16 protein-coding genes and 1 pseudogene are annotated in these 19,843 nt (G+C 53.8%); 15 read left to right on the forward strand and 2 right to left on the reverse strand.

Annotated elements, in window-relative coordinates; translation table 11 throughout:
• The first annotated feature begins 1 nt into the window (after position 1).
• From nuoG to nuoN, 8 genes are all read left to right on the forward strand, one after another.
• Entirely contained in the window at positions 2–2,728 is a 2,727-nt protein-coding gene (gene nuoG / locus ACH1XZ_RS01285) for an NADH-quinone oxidoreductase subunit NuoG (protein ID WP_395594011.1), read from the forward strand.
• Entirely contained in the window at positions 2,725–3,702 is a 978-nt protein-coding gene (nuoH, locus tag ACH1XZ_RS01290) for an NADH-quinone oxidoreductase subunit NuoH (RefSeq protein ID WP_185666812.1), read from the forward strand. Before nuoG ends, nuoH begins: the two co-directional genes overlap by 4 nt.
• Before the next feature lie 13 nt (positions 3,703–3,715).
• Complete coding sequence (gene nuoI, locus ACH1XZ_RS01295; RefSeq protein WP_000172742.1) at positions 3,716–4,258, forward strand: NADH-quinone oxidoreductase subunit NuoI; 543 nt, start codon at positions 3,716–3,718, stop codon at positions 4,256–4,258.
• 11 nt (positions 4,259–4,269) lie between these two features.
• Complete coding sequence (gene nuoJ, locus ACH1XZ_RS01300; RefSeq protein WP_395594012.1) at positions 4,270–4,824, forward strand: NADH-quinone oxidoreductase subunit J; 555 nt, start codon at positions 4,270–4,272, stop codon at positions 4,822–4,824.
• On the forward strand, positions 4,821–5,123 hold the full coding sequence (gene nuoK / locus ACH1XZ_RS01305; protein ID WP_395594013.1) for an NADH-quinone oxidoreductase subunit NuoK: 303 nt from the start codon (positions 4,821–4,823) through the stop codon (positions 5,121–5,123). Before nuoJ ends, nuoK begins: the two co-directional genes overlap by 4 nt.
• On the forward strand, positions 5,120–6,961 hold the full coding sequence (gene nuoL, locus ACH1XZ_RS01310) for an NADH-quinone oxidoreductase subunit L (protein WP_395594014.1): 1,842 nt from the start codon (positions 5,120–5,122) through the stop codon (positions 6,959–6,961). Before nuoK ends, nuoL begins: the two co-directional genes overlap by 4 nt.
• A 101-nt stretch (positions 6,962–7,062) precedes the next feature.
• Positions 7,063–8,592 carry an NADH-quinone oxidoreductase subunit M gene (nuoM, locus tag ACH1XZ_RS01315; protein WP_395594015.1) on the forward strand — a complete coding sequence of 510 codons (1,530 nt, stop codon included), beginning with the start codon at positions 7,063–7,065 and terminating at the stop codon, positions 8,590–8,592.
• A gap of 6 nt (positions 8,593–8,598) precedes the next feature.
• Complete coding sequence (gene nuoN, locus ACH1XZ_RS01320) at positions 8,599–10,056, forward strand: NADH-quinone oxidoreductase subunit NuoN (protein WP_395594016.1); 1,458 nt, start codon at positions 8,599–8,601, stop codon at positions 10,054–10,056.
• Between the two features lie 147 nt (positions 10,057–10,203).
• Here the strand turns inward: nuoN and ACH1XZ_RS01325 are convergent, their stop codons facing one another.
• Positions 10,204–10,833, reverse strand: a complete 630-nt coding sequence (locus ACH1XZ_RS01325; RefSeq protein WP_395594017.1) for an NUDIX hydrolase — start codon at positions 10,831–10,833, stop codon at positions 10,204–10,206.
• 170 nt (positions 10,834–11,003) lie between these two features.
• Between ACH1XZ_RS01325 and ACH1XZ_RS01330 the strand changes: the two genes are divergently transcribed.
• From ACH1XZ_RS01330 to ACH1XZ_RS01360, 7 genes and pseudogenes are all read left to right on the forward strand, one after another.
• Positions 11,004–12,113: an AI-2E family transporter gene (locus tag ACH1XZ_RS01330; RefSeq protein WP_395594018.1), complete on the forward strand. Its 1,110-nt coding sequence runs from the start codon at positions 11,004–11,006 to the stop codon at positions 12,111–12,113.
• 181 nt (positions 12,114–12,294) lie between these two features.
• The gene (locus ACH1XZ_RS01335; RefSeq protein WP_395594019.1) at positions 12,295–14,076 is read left to right on the forward strand and encodes a diguanylate cyclase; all 1,782 of its coding nucleotides are present in this window, start codon (positions 12,295–12,297) and stop codon (positions 14,074–14,076) included.
• Positions 14,077–14,615: 539 nt separating this feature from the next.
• Positions 14,616–15,536, forward strand: coding sequence for an EamA family transporter (locus tag ACH1XZ_RS01340; protein WP_395594020.1), 921 nt, complete (start codon positions 14,616–14,618; stop codon positions 15,534–15,536).
• A 137-nt stretch (positions 15,537–15,673) separates the two neighbouring features.
• Complete coding sequence (locus ACH1XZ_RS01345; protein ID WP_395594021.1) at positions 15,674–16,924, forward strand: MFS transporter; 1,251 nt, start codon at positions 15,674–15,676, stop codon at positions 16,922–16,924.
• A gap of 514 nt (positions 16,925–17,438) precedes the next feature.
• Positions 17,439–18,098 carry a DUF1345 domain-containing protein gene (locus ACH1XZ_RS01350; RefSeq protein ID WP_395594022.1) on the forward strand — a complete coding sequence of 220 codons (660 nt, stop codon included), beginning with the start codon at positions 17,439–17,441 and terminating at the stop codon, positions 18,096–18,098.
• Between the two features lie 392 nt (positions 18,099–18,490).
• Positions 18,491–18,742 (forward strand): annotated as a pseudogene (locus ACH1XZ_RS01355) (SymE family type I addiction module toxin); the annotation flags it as partial.
• A 543-nt stretch (positions 18,743–19,285) separates the two neighbouring features.
• The gene (locus tag ACH1XZ_RS01360; RefSeq protein ID WP_395594023.1) at positions 19,286–19,687 is read left to right on the forward strand and encodes a hypothetical protein; all 402 of its coding nucleotides are present in this window, start codon (positions 19,286–19,288) and stop codon (positions 19,685–19,687) included.
• Between the two features lie 26 nt (positions 19,688–19,713).
• On the opposite strand, the gene ACH1XZ_RS01365 is transcribed toward ACH1XZ_RS01360, so the two are convergent.
• Positions 19,714–19,842 carry a hypothetical protein gene (locus ACH1XZ_RS01365; RefSeq protein ID WP_395594024.1) on the reverse strand — a complete coding sequence of 43 codons (129 nt, stop codon included), beginning with the start codon at positions 19,840–19,842 and terminating at the stop codon, positions 19,714–19,716.
• Position 19,843 lies beyond the last annotated feature (1 nt).

The following is a 19,843-nucleotide window of genomic DNA, read 5'->3' on the forward strand; positions in this document are numbered from 1 at the left end:
AATGGCTACGATTCATGTAGACGGCAAAGAATACGAGGTCAACGGAGCGGACAACCTGCTACAGGCATGTCTCTCTATGGGCCTTGATATTCCATACTTTTGCTGGCACCCGGCGCTTGGGAGCGTCGGTGCTTGCCGCCAGTGTGCGGTGAAGCAATATCAGAACGCGGAAGACACGCGTGGCCGCCTGGTGATGTCCTGTATGACACCGGCATCCGACGGCACCTTTATTTCTATCGACGACGCAGAAGCGAAACAGTTCCGCGAGAGCGTGGTGGAGTGGTTGATGACTAACCACCCGCACGACTGTCCGGTCTGTGAAGAGGGCGGTAACTGCCACCTTCAGGATATGACCGTAATGACCGGCCATAGCTTCCGTCGCTATCGCTTTACCAAGCGTACCCACCGTAACCAGGACCTGGGGCCGTTCATCTCTCACGAAATGAACCGCTGCATCGCCTGTTACCGCTGCGTGCGTTACTACAAAGACTACGCTGACGGCACCGATCTTGGTGTGTACGGCGCGCACGACAACGTCTATTTCGGCCGTCCAGAAGACGGTACCCTGGAAAGCGAATTCTCCGGTAACCTGGTTGAAATTTGCCCGACCGGCGTATTTACCGATAAGACGCACTCCGAGCGCTACAACCGTAAGTGGGACATGCAGTTTGCGCCAAGCATCTGCCAGCAATGTTCCATTGGCTGTAACACCAGCCCGGGCGAGCGCTACGGCGAACTGCGTCGTATCGAAAACCGCTACAACGGTACCGTGAACCACTACTTCCTCTGCGACCGTGGTCGTTTCGGCTATGGCTACGTGAACCTGAAAGATCGTCCGCGTCAGCCGGTTCAGCGCCGTGGCGATGACTTTATCACCCTCAACGCCGAACAGGCGATGCAGGGCGCGGCGGATATTCTGCGTCAGTCGAAGAAAGTGATTGGTATCGGCTCCCCGCGCGCCAGCGTTGAAAGCAACTTCGCGCTGCGTGAACTGGTGGGTGCGGATAACTTCTACACCGGCATCGCTAAAGGCGAGCAGGAACGTCTGCAGCTGGCACTGAAAGTGCTGCGTGAAGGCGGCATTCATACCCCTGCGCTACGCGATATCGAATCTTACGATGCGGTACTGGTGCTGGGCGAAGACATTACCCAGACCGGCGCTCGCGTCGCGCTGGCGGTTCGTCAGGCGGTGAAAGGTAAAGCGCGCGAAATGGCAGCGGCCCAGAAAGTGGCTGACTGGCAGATTGCGGCCATCCTCAACATCGGCCAGCGTGCGAAACACCCGCTGTTTGTCACCAACGTTGACGATACCCGTCTGGACGATATCGCCGCGTGGACCTACCGCGCACCGGTAGAAGACCAGGCGCGTTTAGGCTTCGCCATTGCCCATGCGCTGGACAACAACGCACCGGCGGTTGATGGTATCGACCGTGACCTGCAGGGCAAGATCGACGTGATCGTTCAGGCGCTGGCCGGGGCGAAAAAACCGCTGATTATCTCCGGCACTAACGCCGGTAGCGCGGAAGTGATCCAGGCCGCAGCTAACGTGGCGAAAGCCCTGAAAGCCCGCGGTTCTGACGTTGGCGTGACGATGATTGCCCGTGCGGTGAACAGCGTCGGCCTCGGCATGATTGGCGGTGGCTCTCTGGATGACGCGCTGAATGAACTGGAAAGCGGCGCTGCCGATGCGGTTATCGTGCTGGAAAACGACCTGCACCGTCATGCTGCTGCCAGCCGCGTTAACGCCGCGCTGGATAAAGCACCGCTGGTCATGGTCATTGACCATCAGCGCACGGCGATTATGGATCACGCGCACCTGGTGCTGTCGGCGGCAAGCTTCGCTGAAAGCGACGGTACGGTCATCAACAACGAAGGCCGCGCACAGCGCTTCTTCCAGGTGTATGACCCAAGCTACTACGACAGCAAAACCATCATGCTGGAAAGCTGGCGCTGGCTGCACTCGCTGCACAGCACCCTGGAAAACCGTCACGTTGACTGGACTCAGCTGGACCACGTGATTGACGCCGCCGTCGCCGCGCTGCCGCAACTGGCAGGCATTAAAGACGCCGCGCCGGACGCGACCTTCCGCATTCGCGGTCAGAAGCTGGCGCGTGAACCGCACCGTTACAGTGGCCGTACGGCGATGCGCGCGAACATCAGCGTTCATGAGCCGCGTCAGCCGCAGGATAAAGACACCATGTTCGCCTTCTCCATGGAAGGGAACAACCAGCCGGGCGCGCCGCGCTCGCAGATCCCATTCGCTTGGGCTCCAGGCTGGAACTCCCCGCAGGCATGGAACAAGTTCCAGGCGGAAGTGGGCGGCAAACTGCGTCACGGTGACCCGGGCGTACGTCTGATTGAAGCCTCTGCTAACGGTCTGGATTACTTCACCACCGTACCGGCAGGCTTCCAGGCTGAAGCCGGGAAATGGCGCGTGGCTCCGTACTACCATCTGTTTGGTAGCGACGAAATGTCACAGCGCGCACCGGTGTTCCAGAGCCGTATGCCGCAGCCTTACCTCAAGCTCAACCCGGCCGATGCCGCGGCGCTTGGCGTAAACGAAGGCGCGAAGATGGCGTTCAGCTTTGATGGTCAGACCGTCACGCTGCCGCTGGTGATTTCCAGCGGGCTGGTGGCAGGGCAGGTTGGTTTGCCGATGGGCATGCCGGGCATTGCTCCAGCACTGGCGGGCGCGCGTCTTGAGAATCTGCAGGAGGCACAGCAATGAGTTGGTTAACGCCGGATCTGATTGAGATCCTCCTTAGCATCATCAAGGCCGTGGTCATCCTGCTGGTGGTTGTCACCTGCGGGGCGTTCATGAGCTTCGGTGAACGTCGCCTTCTGGGCCTGTTCCAGAACCGCTACGGGCCAAACCGCGTGGGTTGGGGCGGTTCGCTCCAGCTGGTTGCCGACATGATCAAAATGTTCTTTAAAGAGGACTGGGTTCCGAAATTTACGGACCGCATGATCTTTACGCTGGCGCCGGTTATCGCCTTCACCTCGCTGCTGCTGGCCTTCGCCATTGTTCCAGTCAGCCCAAGCTGGGTGGTCGCAGACCTCAACATCGGGATCCTGTTCTTCCTGATGATGGCGGGTCTCGCGGTTTACGCGGTGCTGTTCGCTGGCTGGTCGAGCAACAACAAATACTCGCTGCTGGGTGCGATGCGTGCGTCTGCGCAGACCCTGAGCTACGAAGTGTTCCTGGGTCTGTCTCTGATGGGCGTGGTGGCGCAGGCCGGTTCATTCAACATGACCGACATCGTCAATAACCAGGCTCACCTGTGGAACGTCATTCCTCAGTTCTTCGGCTTCATTACCTTCGCGATTGCGGGCGTGGCGGTATGTCACCGTCACCCGTTTGACCAACCGGAAGCGGAGCAGGAACTGGCCGATGGTTACCACATTGAATATTCCGGCATGAAGTTCGGTCTGTTCTTCGTGGGTGAATACATCGGTATCGTCACCGTGTCAGCGCTCATCGTGACGCTGTTCTTCGGTGGCTGGCAAGGCCCGTTCTTACCGCCATTCATCTGGTTCGCGCTGAAAACCGCGTTCTTCATGATGATGTTCATTTTGATTCGTGCGTCGTTACCGCGTCCTCGTTATGACCAGGTAATGTCCTTCGGCTGGAAAGTGTGCCTGCCGCTGACGCTCATCAACTTGCTGGTAACGGCGGCTGTCATTCTCTGGCAGCAGCCATAAGGGGCTATAGACCATGACCTTAAAAGAATTACTCGTAGGCTTCGGCACCCAGGTACGCAGTATCTGGATGATCGGCCTGCATGCGTTCGCCAAACGCGAAACGCAGATGTACCCGGAAGAGCCGGTCTACCTGCCGCCGCGCTATCGTGGCCGTATCGTGCTGACGCGCGACCCGGACGGCGAAGAGCGCTGCGTTGCCTGTAACCTGTGCGCGGTAGCCTGCCCGGTTGGCTGTATCTCTCTGCAAAAAGCAGAGACCAAAGATGGCCGCTGGTATCCGGAGTTTTTCCGCATTAACTTCTCACGCTGCATCTTCTGCGGCCTGTGTGAAGAAGCGTGCCCAACCACGGCGATTCAGTTGACCCCGGACTTCGAGCTGGGCGAATACAAGCGTCAGGATCTGGTGTACGAAAAAGAGGATCTGCTGATTTCCGGTCCGGGCAAATACCCGGAATATAACTTCTACCGGATGGCGGGTATGGCAATCGACGGCAAAGATAAGGGCGAAGCAGAGAACGAAGCTAAGCCTATCGACGTCAAGAGCCTGTTACCGTAAGGAGAGGGGCAATGGAATTCGCTTTTTATATCTGTGGCCTGATTGCTGTCCTCGCAACCCTGCGAGTGATTACGCACACTAACCCGGTACACGCGCTGCTGTATCTGATTGTCTCGCTGCTGGCTATCGCCGGGGTGTTCTTCTCGCTGGGCGCTTACTTCGCCGGTGCGCTGGAGATCATCGTTTATGCGGGTGCCATCATGGTGCTGTTCGTCTTCGTGGTGATGATGCTGAACCTGGGCGGTGCTGAAATTGCCCAGGAACGTCAGTGGCTGAAGACGCAAATCTGGATTGGCCCGGCGGTACTTTCTGCCGTGCTGCTGGCGGTGATGGTGTACGCCATCATGGGCCTGAACGACCAGGGCATCGAAGGCAACGCTATCAGCGCTAAAGAAGTCGGTATTGCTCTGTTCGGGCCGTACGTGCTGGCGGTTGAACTGGCATCGATGCTGCTGCTGGCAGGCCTGGTTGTGGCCTTCCATATCGGTCGTGAAGACCGCATGGGCGAAGTGCTGAGCAACCGTGCTGGCGATAGCGCGAAAAGGAAAACGGAGGAACACGCATGATTCCTTTACAACATGGGCTGATCCTCGCGGCGATTTTATTCGTGCTGGGTTTAACCGGTCTGGTTATCCGCCGCAACCTGCTGTTTATGCTGATTGGGCTGGAAATTATGATTAACGCCGCCGCGCTGGCCTTCGTGGTCGCCGGTAGCTACTGGGGCCAGGCCGACGGTCAGGTGATGTATATCCTCGCCATTACCCTCGCGGCTGCGGAAGCGAGTATTGGTCTGGCGCTGCTGCTGCAGCTCCATCGTCGCCGCCAGAACCTGAACATCGATTCAGTAAGTGAGTTGCGCGGATGAACATGCTTGCCTTAACCATTATTCTGCCATTTATTGGCTTTGTTCTGCTGGCCTTCTCCCGCGGACGCTGGTCGGAGAACCTCTCCGCCACCGTTGGCGTCGGGTCAATTGGCCTGGCGGCGCTGGTCACGGCGTTTGTCGGTATGGATTTCTTCGCCAACGGCAAGCAGGCGTTTAGCCTGCCGCTGTGGACGTGGATGTCCGTCGGTGACTTCAACATCGGCTTTAGCCTGGTGCTGGACGGCCTGTCGCTGACCATGCTTTCCGTGGTCACTGGCGTCGGCTTCCTGATCCACATGTTCGCCTCCTGGTATATGCGTGGGGAAGAGGGTTACTCCCGCTTCTTCGCCTACACCAACCTGTTTATCGCGAGCATGGTGGTTCTGGTGCTGGCTGATAACCTGTTGCTGATGTACCTCGGCTGGGAAGGCGTGGGCCTGTGCTCCTATCTGCTGATCGGTTTCTACTACACCGATCCGAAGAACGGTGCAGCGGCAATGAAAGCCTTCGTGGTGACCCGTGTCGGTGACGTATTCCTGGCGTTCGCGCTGTTCATTCTCTACAACGAGCTGGGCACGCTGAACTTCCGCGAAATGGTTGAACTGGCACCGGCGCACTTCGCCGCAGGCAACAACATGTTGATGTGGGCAACCCTGATGCTGCTGGGCGGTGCGGTGGGTAAATCCGCGCAGCTGCCGTTGCAGACCTGGCTTGCGGACGCGATGGCTGGCCCAACCCCAGTTTCTGCGCTGATCCACGCGGCGACCATGGTTACCGCCGGTGTTTACCTGATTGCTCGTACCCACGGCCTGTTCCTGCTGACGCCGGAAGTGCTGCATCTGGTCGGTATTGTTGGGGCGGTAACGCTGGTGCTGGCAGGCTTTGCCGCGCTGGTGCAGACCGACATCAAACGTGTTCTTGCTTACTCCACCATGAGCCAGATTGGCTACATGTTCCTGGCGCTTGGCGTCCAGGCTTGGGATGCGGCGATTTTCCACCTGATGACCCACGCGTTCTTCAAAGCGCTGCTGTTCCTGGCGTCCGGCTCGGTGATTCTGGCCTGCCATCACGAACAGAATATCTTCAAGATGGGTGGCCTGCGTAAGTCGATTCCGCTGGTGTATGCCTGCTTCCTGGTCGGTGGTGCCGCGCTCTCCGCGCTGCCGCTGATTACCGCGGGCTTCTTCAGTAAAGACGAAATCCTTGCCGGTGCGATGGCCAACGGTCATATCAATCTGATGGTAGCGGGTCTGGTCGGTGCGTTCATGACCTCGCTCTATACCTTCCGTATGATCTTCATCGTCTTCCACGGTAAAGAGCAGATCCACGCGCACGCAGGGAAGGGGATTACCCACCACCTGCCGCTGATTGTGCTGATGATCCTGTCGACCTTTATCGGCGCGCTGATTGTGCCACCGCTGCACGGCGTACTGCCGGCAACGACCGAACTGGAACATGGCCGCGTGCTGACGCTGGAGATCACCTCGGGCATCGTGGCGATTGCCGGTATCCTGATTGCCGCATGGCTGTGGCTGGGTAAACGCCAGCTTGTGACCTCCATCGCCAACAGTGCGCCTGGCCGCCTGCTGGGGACCTGGTGGTATAACGCCTGGGGCTTTGACTGGCTGTACGACAACGTGTTCGTGAAGCCGTTCCTTGGCATCGCCTGGCTGCTGAAGCGCGACCCGCTCAATGCCTTGATGAACATTCCGGCTATCCTCTCCCGCTTCGCAGGCAAAGGCCTGGTGTTGAGCGAGAATGGATACCTGCGCTGGTATGTTGCGTCAATGAGCATCGGTGCCGTGGTGGTGCTGGCGTTGTTGATGGTATTGCGTTAATTCGTTGGGGGAGGAGTTTCCTCCCCATGAAAATGTCGTGCTGTTTTCCTGTTCTGGCGGGCTTGTCGCCCCCGGATAGATTAATAAGGAAATGAATTGCCATGTTATTACCCTGGCTAATACTGATTCCCTTTATCGGCGGTTTCCTCTGCTGGCAGACTGAACGCTTTGGCGTGAAGATGCCGCGCTGGATAGCGCTGATTACCATGGGACTGACGCTGGCGCTTGGCCTGCAACTGTGGTTGCAGGGCGGCTACTCACTCACCCAATCCACCGGTCTGCCGCAGTGGCAGTCTGAGTTTATTCTGCCGTGGATCCCACGCTTCGGTATCAACGTCCACCTGGCGCTCGACGGTCTGTCGCTGCTGATGGTGGTCTTGACCGGTCTGCTGGGTGTGCTGGCGGTGCTCTGTTCCTGGAATGAAATCCAGAAATACCAGGGCTTCTTCCACCTCAACCTGATGTGGATCCTGGGCGGCGTTATCGGCGTGTTCCTGGCCATCGACATGTTCCTGTTCTTCTTCTTCTGGGAGATGATGCTGGTGCCGATGTATTTCCTGATAGCGCTGTGGGGCCACAAGGCATCCGACGGTAAAACGCGTATCACGGCGGCCACCAAGTTCTTCATCTATACCCAGGCGAGCGGTCTGGTGATGCTGATTGCCATCCTGGCGCTGGTGTTCGTTCACCACAACGCGACCGGCGTATGGACCTTCGACTATCAGGACCTGCTGAAGACGCCAATGTCCCACGGCGTGGAATACCTGCTGATGCTCGGCTTCTTCATCGCCTTCGCGGTGAAAATGCCGGTGGTGCCGCTGCACGGCTGGCTGCCAGACGCGCACTCGCAGGCACCAACCGCCGGTTCCGTTGACCTCGCTGGTATTTTGCTGAAAACCGCGGCCTACGGTCTGCTGCGCTTCTCGCTGCCGCTGTTCCCGAACGCTTCCGCAGAGTTCGCGCCTATTGCCATGTGGCTCGGTGTGGTTGGTATCTTCTACGGCGCATGGATGGCGTTCACGCAGTACGACATCAAACGTCTGATTGCCTACACCTCCGTTTCCCACATGGGCTTCGTGCTGATTGCTATCTACTCTGGCAGCCAACTGGCATATCAGGGCGCGGTAATCCAGATGATTGCGCACGGTCTGTCCGCAGCTGGCCTGTTCATTCTGTGTGGTCAGCTTTACGAACGTCTGCATACCCGCGACATGCGTCAGATGGGCGGTCTGTGGAGCAAAATCAAGTGGCTGCCTGCGCTGTCGCTGTTCTTCGCAGTCTGTACGCTGGGGATGCCGGGTACCGGTAACTTCGTCGGCGAATTCATGATCCTGTTCGGCAGCTTCCATGTCGTTCCGACGATTACGGTGATTTCGACCTTTGGTCTGGTGTTCGCTTCCGTTTACTCGCTGGCGATGCTGCACCGTGCGTACTTTGGTAAAGCGAAGAGTGAAATCGCGGCAAAAGAACTGCCAGGGATGTCGCTGCGCGAGCTGTTTATCGTCCTGTTGCTGGTCGTGCTTCTGGTTCTGCTGGGCTTCTATCCGCAGCCGATTCTGGACACGTCACATTCTGCGATGAGTAACATCCAGCAGTGGTTTGTTAATTCTGTTTCAACTACAAGGCCGTAATTCGCCATGACAATAACTCCACAACAACTGATCGCGCTATTACCGCTGCTGATCGTCGGCTTGACGGTGGTGGTTGTGATGCTCTCCATTGCGTGGCGACGCAATCACTTCCTCAATGCCACGCTGGCGGTGCTGGGGCTTAACGCCGCGCTGGTCTCGCTCTGGTTTGTTGGCCAGGCGGGGGCAATGGACGTCACGCCGATGATGCGCGTTGACGGTTACGCGATGCTCTACACCGGCCTGGTGCTGCTGGCGAGCCTTGCGACCTGTACCTTTGCCTATCCGTGGCTTGAGGGCTATACCGACAACAAGGAAGAGTTCTACCTGCTGGTGCTGATTGCAGCCCTCGGCGGCATTCTGCTGGCGAACGCCAACCACCTGGCGGCGCTGTTCCTCGGTATTGAACTGATTTCCCTGCCGCTGTTTGGCCTGATTGGTTACGCGTTCCGCCAGAAACGTTCTCTGGAAGCGAGCATCAAGTACACCATTCTGTCCGCCGCCGCGTCGTCGTTCCTGCTGTTCGGTATGGCGCTGCTGTACGCGCAGTCTGGCGACCTATCGTTCCTGGCGCTCGGTAAGAGCCTCAGCGATAACATGCTGCACGAACCGCTGCTGCTGGCAGGTCTGGGGATGATGATTGTTGGCCTCGGCTTTAAACTGTCTCTGGTACCGTTCCACCTGTGGACGCCGGACGTTTATCAGGGTGCGCCTGCGCCGGTATCCACCTTCCTGGCGACCGCCAGCAAGATTGCTATCTTCGGCGTGGTGATGCGTCTGTTCCTGTACGCCCCGGTTGGCGATAGCGAAGCGGTCCGCGTGGTGCTGGGCCTTATCGCCTTCGCCTCCATCATCTTCGGTAACCTGATGGCGCTGAGTCAGACCAACATTAAGCGTCTGCTCGGTTACTCTTCCATCTCTCATCTCGGCTACCTGCTGGTGGCGCTGATTGCGCTGCACAGCGGCGAGATGTCGATGGAAACCGTTGGCGTGTACCTGGCAGGCTACCTGTTCAGCAGCCTTGGCGCGTTCGGCGTTGTCAGCCTGATGTCCAGCCCATACCGTGGCCCGGATGCAGAATCGCTGTACGCCTACCGCGGTCTGTTCTGGCACCGTCCGATTCTGGCAGCGGTGATGACCGTGATGATGCTGTCTCTGGCCGGTATCCCGATGACCCTTGGCTTTATCGGTAAGTTCTACGTGCTGGCCGTCGGCGTCCAGGCGCACCTGTGGTGGCTGGTTGGCGCAGTGGTGGTTGGTTCCGCGATTGGTCTCTACTACTACCTGCGCGTAGCGGTGAGCCTGTACCTGAGCGCGCCGGAAAAACCAAACCGCGATGCGCCGTCAAACTGGCAGTACAGCGCGGGCGGTATCGTGGTGCTGATCTCCGCACTGCTGGTGCTGGTGCTGGGTATTTATCCGCAGCCGCTGATTAGCATTGTGCAGAAAGCGATGCCGTTGATGTAATCCATCGTTACCGATGTGAAAAAACCCCGCAAAAAAATTGCGGGGTTTTTTATTGCCGGATGGCGGCGTAAACGCCTTATCCGGCCTACAAGGGAGTGGTGTCGTTGGTAGGCCGGATAAGCGAAGCGCCATCCGGCAATCAGATATCTAGTCGCACCACACAGACTCATTTTCACGTACGCTACGGAGGCTAGCGTGAATCTCTTCCGGCACGATACGCGTCAGGGAGAGCGGCGGCAGATTGTCCGGGTCAACGTAGGCGACATCCAGCGATTCATGGCTAACGGCAAGCTCACCGCCCAGCGTTTCACACAGGAAAATCAGCTTGTAGACATGCCAGGGATAGGGCGGATGACCATGCTGATTACGATCCCACACGCCCAGCAAACGGCTCACTTTCACTTCAAGTCCGGTCTCTTCGCGCACTTCGCGCTCCACCGCCTCCGTAGGGCTATCGCCAATATCGGCCCAGCCGCCCGGCAGACTCCAGCCTTTATCGTCGGCTTCCTGCACCATCAGCAGCTTACCTTCGTGCAGGATAATCGCGCGGACGTCGGTTTTCGGCGTGGCGTAGCCGGTGTCGACCTTATGCAGGTTTTGCAGCGTCTCAGCGGGGAGATCAAAACGCGCGGTTAGTAACCGTTCCGCTATGCCCATCAGGTCTTCATAGCGTTCGCGGTCGTAGACGTCCCTGGAATAGGTCAACCCGGTCTGTGCAAGCGCCTGCAGGCGTTGGGCAATAAGCGTGAGTTGGTTCTCGTTGAGTACTTCTGGCATGCTTCCTCCCGTTGTGTCTTCCGGTAAAGGTGCCGGAAAACGGTCTTTGTAGGATACCTGGCGCGGCCACTCGCGCGTCAGGGGTTATGAAATGTTGCCTCAATGTTACCTGGTAAATCCGGCTAAACGCTTCTATAGTCGAGACAGTTTCCCCGCAACAGGACTCACTAATGCGTTTTAACGGATTGACCAAAGGCTTTTTCATTTTCATTCTCGCGCTCGTGACCTGGGCATTCTTCGATGTATTGTCGCCGTACTTTTCCGCGATTCTGTGGGCTGCGATCCTCACCGTTGTCTTCAACCCGGTGAAAAATAAACTGCGCAGCGCACTGGGCGATCGTAACGGATTGGCCTCGCTGCTGACTATCGGCATTATCTGTCTGATCGTTTTTATTCCACTGATGGTGATCCTCTCCTCGTTGGCGCTTGAACTGAATGTGGTTTACACCAAGCTACAGGAGAACAACACGCGCTTCCCGCAGGTGATAGCGAGCCTCTTTTCCCATCTTCCACATTGGGCGCGCGGATTCCTGATAGAACACGACCTGGATAACGTCGCCCAGATCCAGAAAAAACTGTCTGAGGTGGCGCTGGCAGGCGGGCAGTACCTCGCCGGCAGCGCGTTCCTGATTGGTAAAGGTACCTTCGGCTTTGCTATCAGCTTCGGCATCATGCTCTACCTGCTGTTCTTCTTACTGAAAGATGGGCCGTACCTCGTGGGCCAGATCCTCGACTCACTCCCATTAACCGATTTTGTGAAGCAGCACCTGTTCGCCAAGTTTGTCGGCGTCACGCGGGCAACGGTCAAAGGCACGGCGGTTGTCGCGGTGGTGCAGGGGACGCTCGGCGGCATTGCCTTTGCCATTGTCGGCATTGACGGCAGCGTACTGTGGGGCGCGCTGATGGCCTTCCTGTCACTGGTTCCCGCCGTGGGGTCGGCCATTATCTGGGTGCCGGCGGCAATATTCCTCTTCGCTACCCAGCAGGTGTGGCAAGGGCTGTTTATCGTCGGTTTCTTCGTGATTATTGTCGGGCTGGTGGACAACATTCTGCGTCCGCTGCTGGTGGGGAAAGACACCAAAATGCCGGACTACCTGATTCTTATCACCACCATCGGCGGCATGGAAATTTACGGCATCAACGGCTTTGTGATAGGCCCGCTTATCGCCGCGCTGTTCCTCGCCTGCTGGAATCTCTTCTCCGGGCGCGATCACGCCGGGAATGTCGAGGGGCTCGACGAAGATTTTATCGAAGAGGGTAAAAATCCCCCCGAAGCCTGATAACGCCACACCCGTTGTAGGCCGGATAAGCGAAGCGCCATCCGGCAATGTGCCGCGGATTCTGCCGGGTGGCGCTTCGCTTATCCGGCCTACCATCATCTTTTTATTGTCACGATAAATCAGGCGTTTTCTATAATTTTAATCATGATCCGTGATGACAGGTTGTAGAAGGAACCGACAGGTGAGAATAGCCACAATAACCAACTGGGCCTATGGCGCAACGGTATGCCTGACGATTGTTTCCGGTATCGTCATGCTGATGGCCTCCAGCGCGGATAACGCAGAACGGCAGGCGGTGCAGCAGCGTCTGGTGTTCGATCGGCTGACGGATGAAATCGAGAGCAATGCCTGGTCGCTCTCTGACCTGGCACGTCTGTACGTGGTGAATAAAGACCCTGAAGTGCTGAGTGAATATCACCAGCGGGAAAAGCAGCAGGTGGAGATTGAACACCATCTGTCGAAGCTCGAAGATGTCGGGGCGACGGGTGAAGAGCTGGCGCTGCTGCACGAAGGGCTACAGATTGTGTATGAGCTTCAGGACGAACAACAAACCGCGCTCGCCAACTTAGCGCATGAAGAGGCACCGATTGCCGTCTCGCTGCTGTATGGCAAAATCTACGAGCAGGAGCTCGACCGGGCGCAGGAGCGCATGGATCATTTCCGCCAGATGCTTGATGCTCGCGCGCTGCGTGCGGTTCAGGAGGCGACCCGCGACTCCCGCATTCTGCGCACGCTATCCGAGGTGATGGTCGGGCTGACGGCGCTGCTGTTTTTATTTGTCCTCGGCTTTATTTTAAAACGCCGCGTGCTGCGCCCGGTGGTGCGGCTCAGCGACGTGGTGCATCGCCTGGCCTCTCAGGACTACGCCGTGGATACGCCGAACTTTAAGCAGATTGATGAAATCGGCGACATGGCGCAGGCGATCCGCATCTTCCGCGAGAACGGCCTGGTGCGGCAGCAGCTTGAACGCCAGCGCGATGCCGACTGGGCGATACGTGAACTGCTGGCGCGCATGACCCAGCGTCTGCAGGGCTGCGAGTGCTTTGACGACGTGGTGAACGTGGCGGAACTCTTTGCCCCCAATATTGCGCCGGACGTCGCGGGAAGACTCTATATTCTCGACAAAGATCCGTGGCAGATGCGCTGCGTGGCTTCCTGGCTATCGCCCCAGGGCGAACCGACGCCGTTCCATCCGGACGAATGCTGGGCGGTGCGCCGTGGGCAGAGTCACCCGCCGGTTTACGGCGAGCCGGATATCGGCTGCTACCACCTCCCGGAATCGTGCCTCGACCATACGCTGTGCGTTCCGTTAATTGCCCAGGGCGAGGCCATCGGCCTGCTCTCCTTCCAGAACCTCAACGAAGAGACCACGCCTTCCCGGGCTTACCTGGAGCTAATGGCTGAAGCGCTCGGCCTGGCGTTAGCCAACCAGCGCCTGCGCGATGCATTACTGGAAAAAGCGCTCTACGACCCGCTGACCGGCCTGCGTAATCGTCACCATCTCGAAGATACCCTCAACACCCAAATGAGCCAGGCGATACGTAATGACGAGCCGATGAGCTGCCTGATGATCGATATCGATCACTTCAAAAACATTAACGATCGCTTTGGTCATGAGGCGGGGGACGGGGTTATCAAAAGCGTCGCCTCCACGATTCAACGCGTGGTGCAAGACCGCGGCCTGGCGTTCCGCTACGGCGGCGAAGAGTTTCTGGTGCTGCTGTACGATATGGATGACGAAGGCGCTAACCGCATCGCCCGCGAGATTTACGACGGCGTGCGCGAACTGGTGCTGCGCTTTAGCGGTGCGGAGATTGGCCATGTGGATGTTTCCATCGGCGTGGCAAGCTACCCGCAGCACGCCCAGAGCGACAGCCTGCTGCGCGCCGCCGACGTGGCGCTGTATCGGGCGAAGGAGTTGGGGAGGTCGCGGATTGTGAGCTTTGGGGCGCTGGCGGGGTAATGCATTTTTTACGATGAGAGTCATATTGGTAAAGCACGCTGAAACGCAATGGAATAATGCCGGGATGATTCAGGGAGTGCTGGCAATGGCTTAAGATGAGTTTTTCTCATCCATCCATGAAAATTATGTCTTTGATAATACTCTTATACCAGGGATATGCTTGTGCCATAACTTTTTCAGGATAAATTTTACAGTATTTTTTTTATCAACGGTCGAAATTTAATGGCATCACTAGCGACTACAACCAACCTCAAGGAGTTCGCAATTTCTTTTTTCAAAGCCTGGTTCTGCAGAATGTTGATTCAAACTGCTCTTATATCGGAATTTTCTATTGTAAAACTATCTATCTTCCTAAAATAATGAGTTGGTTATTTAATCGAAACCTCATAAGTGGTGCGTCAAGGTTGGGTTTTAATTACGCGAATGTACTGTATGGCATTTATTTTTTTAATGTGATTTTTAATTCATATCACTCATGCTGACTATTTTTTTTGCAGGACTGATAAAAGAATAACGAAGTGTATTTCTTAAGGTATTAGATGAGTAAGAAAATTGATTTATTCGTGGGTTTTTTAGTGACTGTGTTGTGGGGAGGTAACTTCGCTATTATTGATCTAGGTTTAAGAGACCTGGACCCCTTTGCCCTGACATTAATGCGATTTGTATTTTGTGCCTTTCCTCTGGTCTTTTTCATCAGAAGACCAAAAGATGTTCCATTGAAAAATATAGCTCTCTATGGCTGTGTTTTTGGTGTAGGTTTGTGGTGGATAGTCAATTATGCGATGTATAAGGGGTTGTCGGCTGGATTATCATCTGTTTTCCTTCAATTCAGTGCGTTTTTCACAATACTTTTTAGTTGCTTGTTCATGGGCGAGAAGATAAATAAAGTACATTTCTTGGGTATTATTTTAGCATCCTTTGGTTTACTGATGATCATTGCTTTCTCTGATGATACATCCACAATCAATGGAATAATACTCGTAATGGTCGCGGCAGTTGCATGGGCCATATGCAACATCATTATAAAGTTTACCAAACCCGCAGATATGGTAGCATTTATCGTTTGGTCAAGCTTATTCGCTGTACCAGCAATATTAATAATGACGGTATGTTTTAAAGGCTGGGGAGCGATAACAACAATACCGGCGAGCCTGACGATTAGCTCCGCATTTTCTGTGTTATTTCAGGCTTATATAACTACAATTATGGGATACATGATCTGGAATAACTTGATGAAAAAATACCCTGCCACACAAGTGGCCCCCTTATCACTTTTTGTTCCGATCTCAGGAGTCATAACGTCCTATTTATTTTTAGATGAAAAACTGAGTTCAGCTCAGACACTTTCAGTTGGTGTGGTTATTTTGGGTATCCTTATATTTTTGAATTCTGGTGCTTTCCTCAAATTTTTTAACTCAAAAAGCCAGCATATAAAAATTAAAAACAAAACTGAGCAATAATCAAATAAAATTATTTTCTATTATCGTTAAGATGACTGGTAATAAACGGTTTATAGAAGGTGAAAATATAACTTCGTTTGCAATAAGCTGTAATGCTGGCCTTTTTAGTATGTTAATAAATATAAAATAGGATGATCATGGCATCAAAAGACATCACTGAACGCGTTGTTGATTCGGGTTTGCTACCGGCATTAAAAACGTTCCCATTAATCGTTCACATTTTGCTATTTTTTACTTTTGTCATAAGGTTTAGCTATTTCATGGCATGGCCATTTATCGCAGTGATTATGACAAGAAATTATCATATGACACCGACCGAAATTGGCCTAACGATGACGAGCAGTGCATTAATTTCGGTGATCCTGGGTATGTACGGCGGGCAAATTTCAGACAGGCTTGGACGTCGTATTATTCTTTTGCTGGGTTGTGGGTTTTCAGCGGTAGGATACATTACTCTGGCGCTGGCCACAGGGTTCGGTCTGTTCGTAACAGGTCTGATGATTATAGGTATTTGTTTTGCATGGGTTGATCCACCTGTGCGAGCACTGATGAGTGACTTGCTTGTTGATCACCGCCGCCGCGCTCTTGCTCTTCAATTGCGCTATTACCTGATCAATGTTGCGGCGGTTTTCGGCCCGCTAATCGGTTTAGCATTTGGTCTGACATCACAGAAGGGGACGTTCCTGATAACCGGTTTGACCTATGTTCCTTTTTTCATCTATGTACTTTTTTATATACCGAGGGGCAGAATAATAGCCGGACAAGATGCCAGAGTTACCCAGACGCTTAAGTTGCATCAAATGGTATTACTTATTGCCAGAGACAGGATTTTCATTGCAGCGCTACTTTGCAGCATTCTGTGCAATATCGTATATATCCATTATGAAGCAATACTCCCCCAGTACCTGCTTTTACTTGACGGTAATGGTGCCGTTAAGCTCATTACCTTGGTTCTGGTCACAAACGCGTGCTCCGTACTTTTTTTTCAAACATTTATAATGCGTTTTCTTGCAACTGTGACTCTTTCTGGACGCATTATCCTCGGGGGGATCATTTTTGCGATTTCACAGTTTTGCTATTTTTCCATAAGTTCGACGGACATTTGGATATGGCTATCCGTTACCTGCTTATTTAGCATGGGTGAGGCAATCTTGATGCCGAATCTGAATATATTGCTCGACCAATTAGCACCACCTGAGCATCGAGGTGCTTATCTTGGAGCGTCGACGCTTTCAACGTTAGGCGTTGCCGTAGGACCGTTAATTGGAGGAATGTTACTTGCCATGACGGGAGCAGGCGTATTCATATTCACAGCTTTTCTCAGTATTCTTATATGCATCATCATATGCGCCTGTCGGTCGAATCTACTAATGCGTACACAGGCATAATCTACGCATCTCGCTCTCAGCGGGCCTGTAGTTCAAGATGAGAGTGTCAGGGAATTGACCCCAGCATATGTCAGCGGTTCACTTCAGGTTGGTATGCTAGAGATCAACTATTGTAGGGAGACGCCGAACCATTGCGCTGTATGTTACATATTCTGCTGGGAAAGGCTGATTCTCATATTTGAAAAAGCACCTACTTGATAGGTGCTTTGTTATTTGGGGCCTCATCAAATTCTAAATCGCCTAAGATTTTGCGGTCATATAACTTCCGCTCTTCGCTCAAAACGGGCCTTCAGCGTAGTCAGCTCGTCCGCTTCGTGCTGAAGCTAATGCCTCTTATTTCTAAAAGTGAGCCAACACCGGGTCTGGGAAACGATTCGTTTTGTGCTGATCCAACCTCGCTGTTACCACATCGGTAGCATCTACTTTCAAGGCCAACTCGCGAAGATTTGCAAGAATAGGGGCTGAATCTAGGTCTACAGTTAGTCTATCGTCCCTTTTTTAAGCTACTCATATCATGACCCTTTCTCTCGGAACTTACTTTCGCGCGCGTCTGCGTTTATTGGTCGCTATTCTGGCCGGGGTAATCTGCTTTTTCACCCTTCCACCCGGGCTGGGTTATCTGCAACGGCTGTTGATTAGCTGGAATATGCTGGCGTGGCTGTATCTGTTTTTTATGTGGTTTTTGATGCTACGTACCGATGTTCGGGATATTCCGCGTATTGCCAGAATGCAGGACGAGAGCGCGGGGTTGGTGCTGGGTATGGTGATCCTTGGCTGTCTGGTCAGCATCCTGGCAATCCTGATTGAGCTCACCTCGCTTAAGCACCTTTCCGGAACTCCGCGAGTGCTGCACCTGCTGCTAACCGGTGCCACGCTAACGGTATCCTGGGCCTTGCTTCCCACGTCATTTGCCATGCATTACGCTCATCACCACTACCTGCACCGGAGTGATGAGGTCACGCCGATGATCTTTCCGGAAAAGCCTGGGGAACCGGGTTACTGGGACTTCCTCTATTTTTCCTTCACCATCGCCGTCGCATCACAAACCGCCGATGTAGCGACGGGAACCACCGACATGCGGCAAATTACATTGCTTCATTCGGTTATCTCTTTTGTGTTCAATCTGGCGATTCTGGGGCTGTCGGTGAACGTTGGTGCGGGGTTGCTGAGCTAAACGCCGCGTCGTTATTTTCATTCAGTTTTGCGAGCGTCCTTCCAGTAGCCCGTATTGCTCAGCCCCGCGAAGCGCAGTATCCTGTTGTTGTACCTGCAAAATCAGGTGCCGGGATTGGAACCCTGAACTAACTTCATCGACGACATAAAAGCGAGTCAACGCAATTTCATGTCGTATGCACAGTCACCATCTCAATGGTGGGCTAGCGGGGGCATTGAAAGATGCGCCAGTATCGATGAGTCGGTCGTTCTAACCCCGTCTGGTTTAGCCACCAATGAGAGAGAAAATATCACTTATCGGAGGCTGCCACGATGGCGACACCCCTCACTCAAACTATCGTACCTGATTTTACCCACTGCGAGTTTTACTCCTTCGTTGAAGGCCGCACCGTCCACCTTGGTGGAGAATGGCTCTCTCAAGCCGGATTTATCGACGGCATGCCCGTTAAAGTCCGCGTGATGAAAGATTGCATCGTGATCACCCCGCAGAACACCCGAGAGCTATGGGGTTGCATCGAAGGTATGAGCGTCGTGAACATCAACCAGCGTAAAGTGAAGGTTTGGCTGAAAACCTTTCCGGGGGCGTTGAACGATAGTGGGGATATTCCGGCGATCAAGCGGAGTAAATTGGGCGGGAAATTCTAACGACAAGCGACAATGGTAGCCCGGCCGAGCGGAGCGACGGCCGGGGTTTGCGTGGCAAGTACATGAGGATTGCACGTCTGCTTTGTGCCAAGAGCGGAAGTGGCCTACATCATCTGACTTTCTCCCGGTTGATTATTACGCGCCAATGTTAGTTCTACATCCCTGCGGTTATAGCAAATGCGAACTTTCTCTCCTCGCTCACAGCGGATCGTCTGGCCCCTACCGCCTTTTGATTTGAAATTCTTCCTGCCGTATCTCCTTGACTCTTACTGAGAGTGGTCAGTTCCGATCCGACTTTCAGGATTTTAGAATCCGCGATGTAGAAGAGAAGTATTACTGCAGGATAATCACAAAAACAACGGACTGTTGTGATTCAAGGATTATTTTATTTTTGGAATAAATGGCACCAATTATCGTTTAATTGGCTCACATTATAGAAATGTTGAGCTTCAAAAGTATTGCCCACAGTTATACTATTTGATCTTCTAATCATTAAGAAAATATATAAGAATAGGCAGAGTGAATAACTATAAGGGTGATCATATGAGAACGACAATTGCGGTACTTCTGGCAAGTGGCCTGGCATTTAGCTTTAATGCTTGTGCAGCGGATAACACCTCTGAGTGGGTACAACTTACAGGAACAAAGAACAACTCTTCGACAAACCTGTTCCTCGGAAAAAAAGGATCGTTTCGGCATATGAAAGGTCAGTCTTCCTTTCTGTTACAGCAAATTCGCACAACCATTGCAGATGATCGCAAAGAGGTTAGGTACTATCAGGTCGCAATAAGCGATAAAGCGTGCGATAACGGTTATGGGAAACTATATTTTAACGATGTGGAAGGTAAGCCCGATTTCGATGCTGACTACATTGCCAAAGGTGAAAGTGCAGGATCAGCAATCGGAGATGCCCTCTGTGCTATCAAAGCAATGCCTGATAATTAAAATAGAATTATTTAATCAGTGGATCTTTAGAAATGTCCATATGGTGAGATGTCCTGTGCGAAAATATCTCCTGCAAGCAGCTCTTTTACATAACGTTGACCTGCTCCCCGTTGATTCACATGGAATGCTGTTAGCAATGTCCGCAGATCGTTCATA

The organism is Kluyvera chengduensis (genome assembly GCF_044197065.1).
In the GTDB taxonomy this organism is placed as follows: Bacteria; Pseudomonadota; Gammaproteobacteria; order Enterobacterales; family Enterobacteriaceae; genus Kluyvera; species Kluyvera ascorbata_C.

Excerpts from the sequence above, each read along its gene's own strand:
- nuoG (WP_395594011.1), top strand. The coding sequence starts at position 2 with ATGGCTACGATTCATGTAGACGGCAAAGAATACGAGGTCAACGGAGCG.
- nuoH (WP_185666812.1), top strand. The coding sequence starts at position 2,725 with ATGAGTTGGTTAACGCCGGATCTGATTGAGATCCTCCTTAGCATCATC.
- nuoI (WP_000172742.1), top strand. The coding sequence starts at position 3,716 with ATGACCTTAAAAGAATTACTCGTAGGCTTCGGCACCCAGGTACGCAGT.
- nuoJ (WP_395594012.1), top strand. The coding sequence starts at position 4,270 with ATGGAATTCGCTTTTTATATCTGTGGCCTGATTGCTGTCCTCGCAACC.
- nuoK (WP_395594013.1), top strand. The coding sequence starts at position 4,821 with ATGATTCCTTTACAACATGGGCTGATCCTCGCGGCGATTTTATTCGTG.
- nuoL (WP_395594014.1), top strand. The coding sequence starts at position 5,120 with ATGAACATGCTTGCCTTAACCATTATTCTGCCATTTATTGGCTTTGTT.
- nuoM (WP_395594015.1), top strand. The coding sequence starts at position 7,063 with ATGTTATTACCCTGGCTAATACTGATTCCCTTTATCGGCGGTTTCCTC.
- nuoN (WP_395594016.1), top strand. The coding sequence starts at position 8,599 with ATGACAATAACTCCACAACAACTGATCGCGCTATTACCGCTGCTGATC.
- ACH1XZ_RS01325 (WP_395594017.1), bottom strand. The coding sequence starts at position 10,833 with ATGCCAGAAGTACTCAACGAGAACCAACTCACGCTTATTGCCCAACGC.
- ACH1XZ_RS01330 (WP_395594018.1), top strand. The coding sequence starts at position 11,004 with ATGCGTTTTAACGGATTGACCAAAGGCTTTTTCATTTTCATTCTCGCG.
- ACH1XZ_RS01340 (WP_395594020.1), top strand. The coding sequence starts at position 14,616 with ATGAGTAAGAAAATTGATTTATTCGTGGGTTTTTTAGTGACTGTGTTG.
- ACH1XZ_RS01345 (WP_395594021.1), top strand. The coding sequence starts at position 15,674 with ATGGCATCAAAAGACATCACTGAACGCGTTGTTGATTCGGGTTTGCTA.
- ACH1XZ_RS01350 (WP_395594022.1), top strand. The coding sequence starts at position 17,439 with ATGACCCTTTCTCTCGGAACTTACTTTCGCGCGCGTCTGCGTTTATTG.
- ACH1XZ_RS01360 (WP_395594023.1), top strand. The coding sequence starts at position 19,286 with ATGAGAACGACAATTGCGGTACTTCTGGCAAGTGGCCTGGCATTTAGC.
- ACH1XZ_RS01365 (WP_395594024.1), bottom strand. The coding sequence starts at position 19,842 with ATGAACGATCTGCGGACATTGCTAACAGCATTCCATGTGAATCAACGG.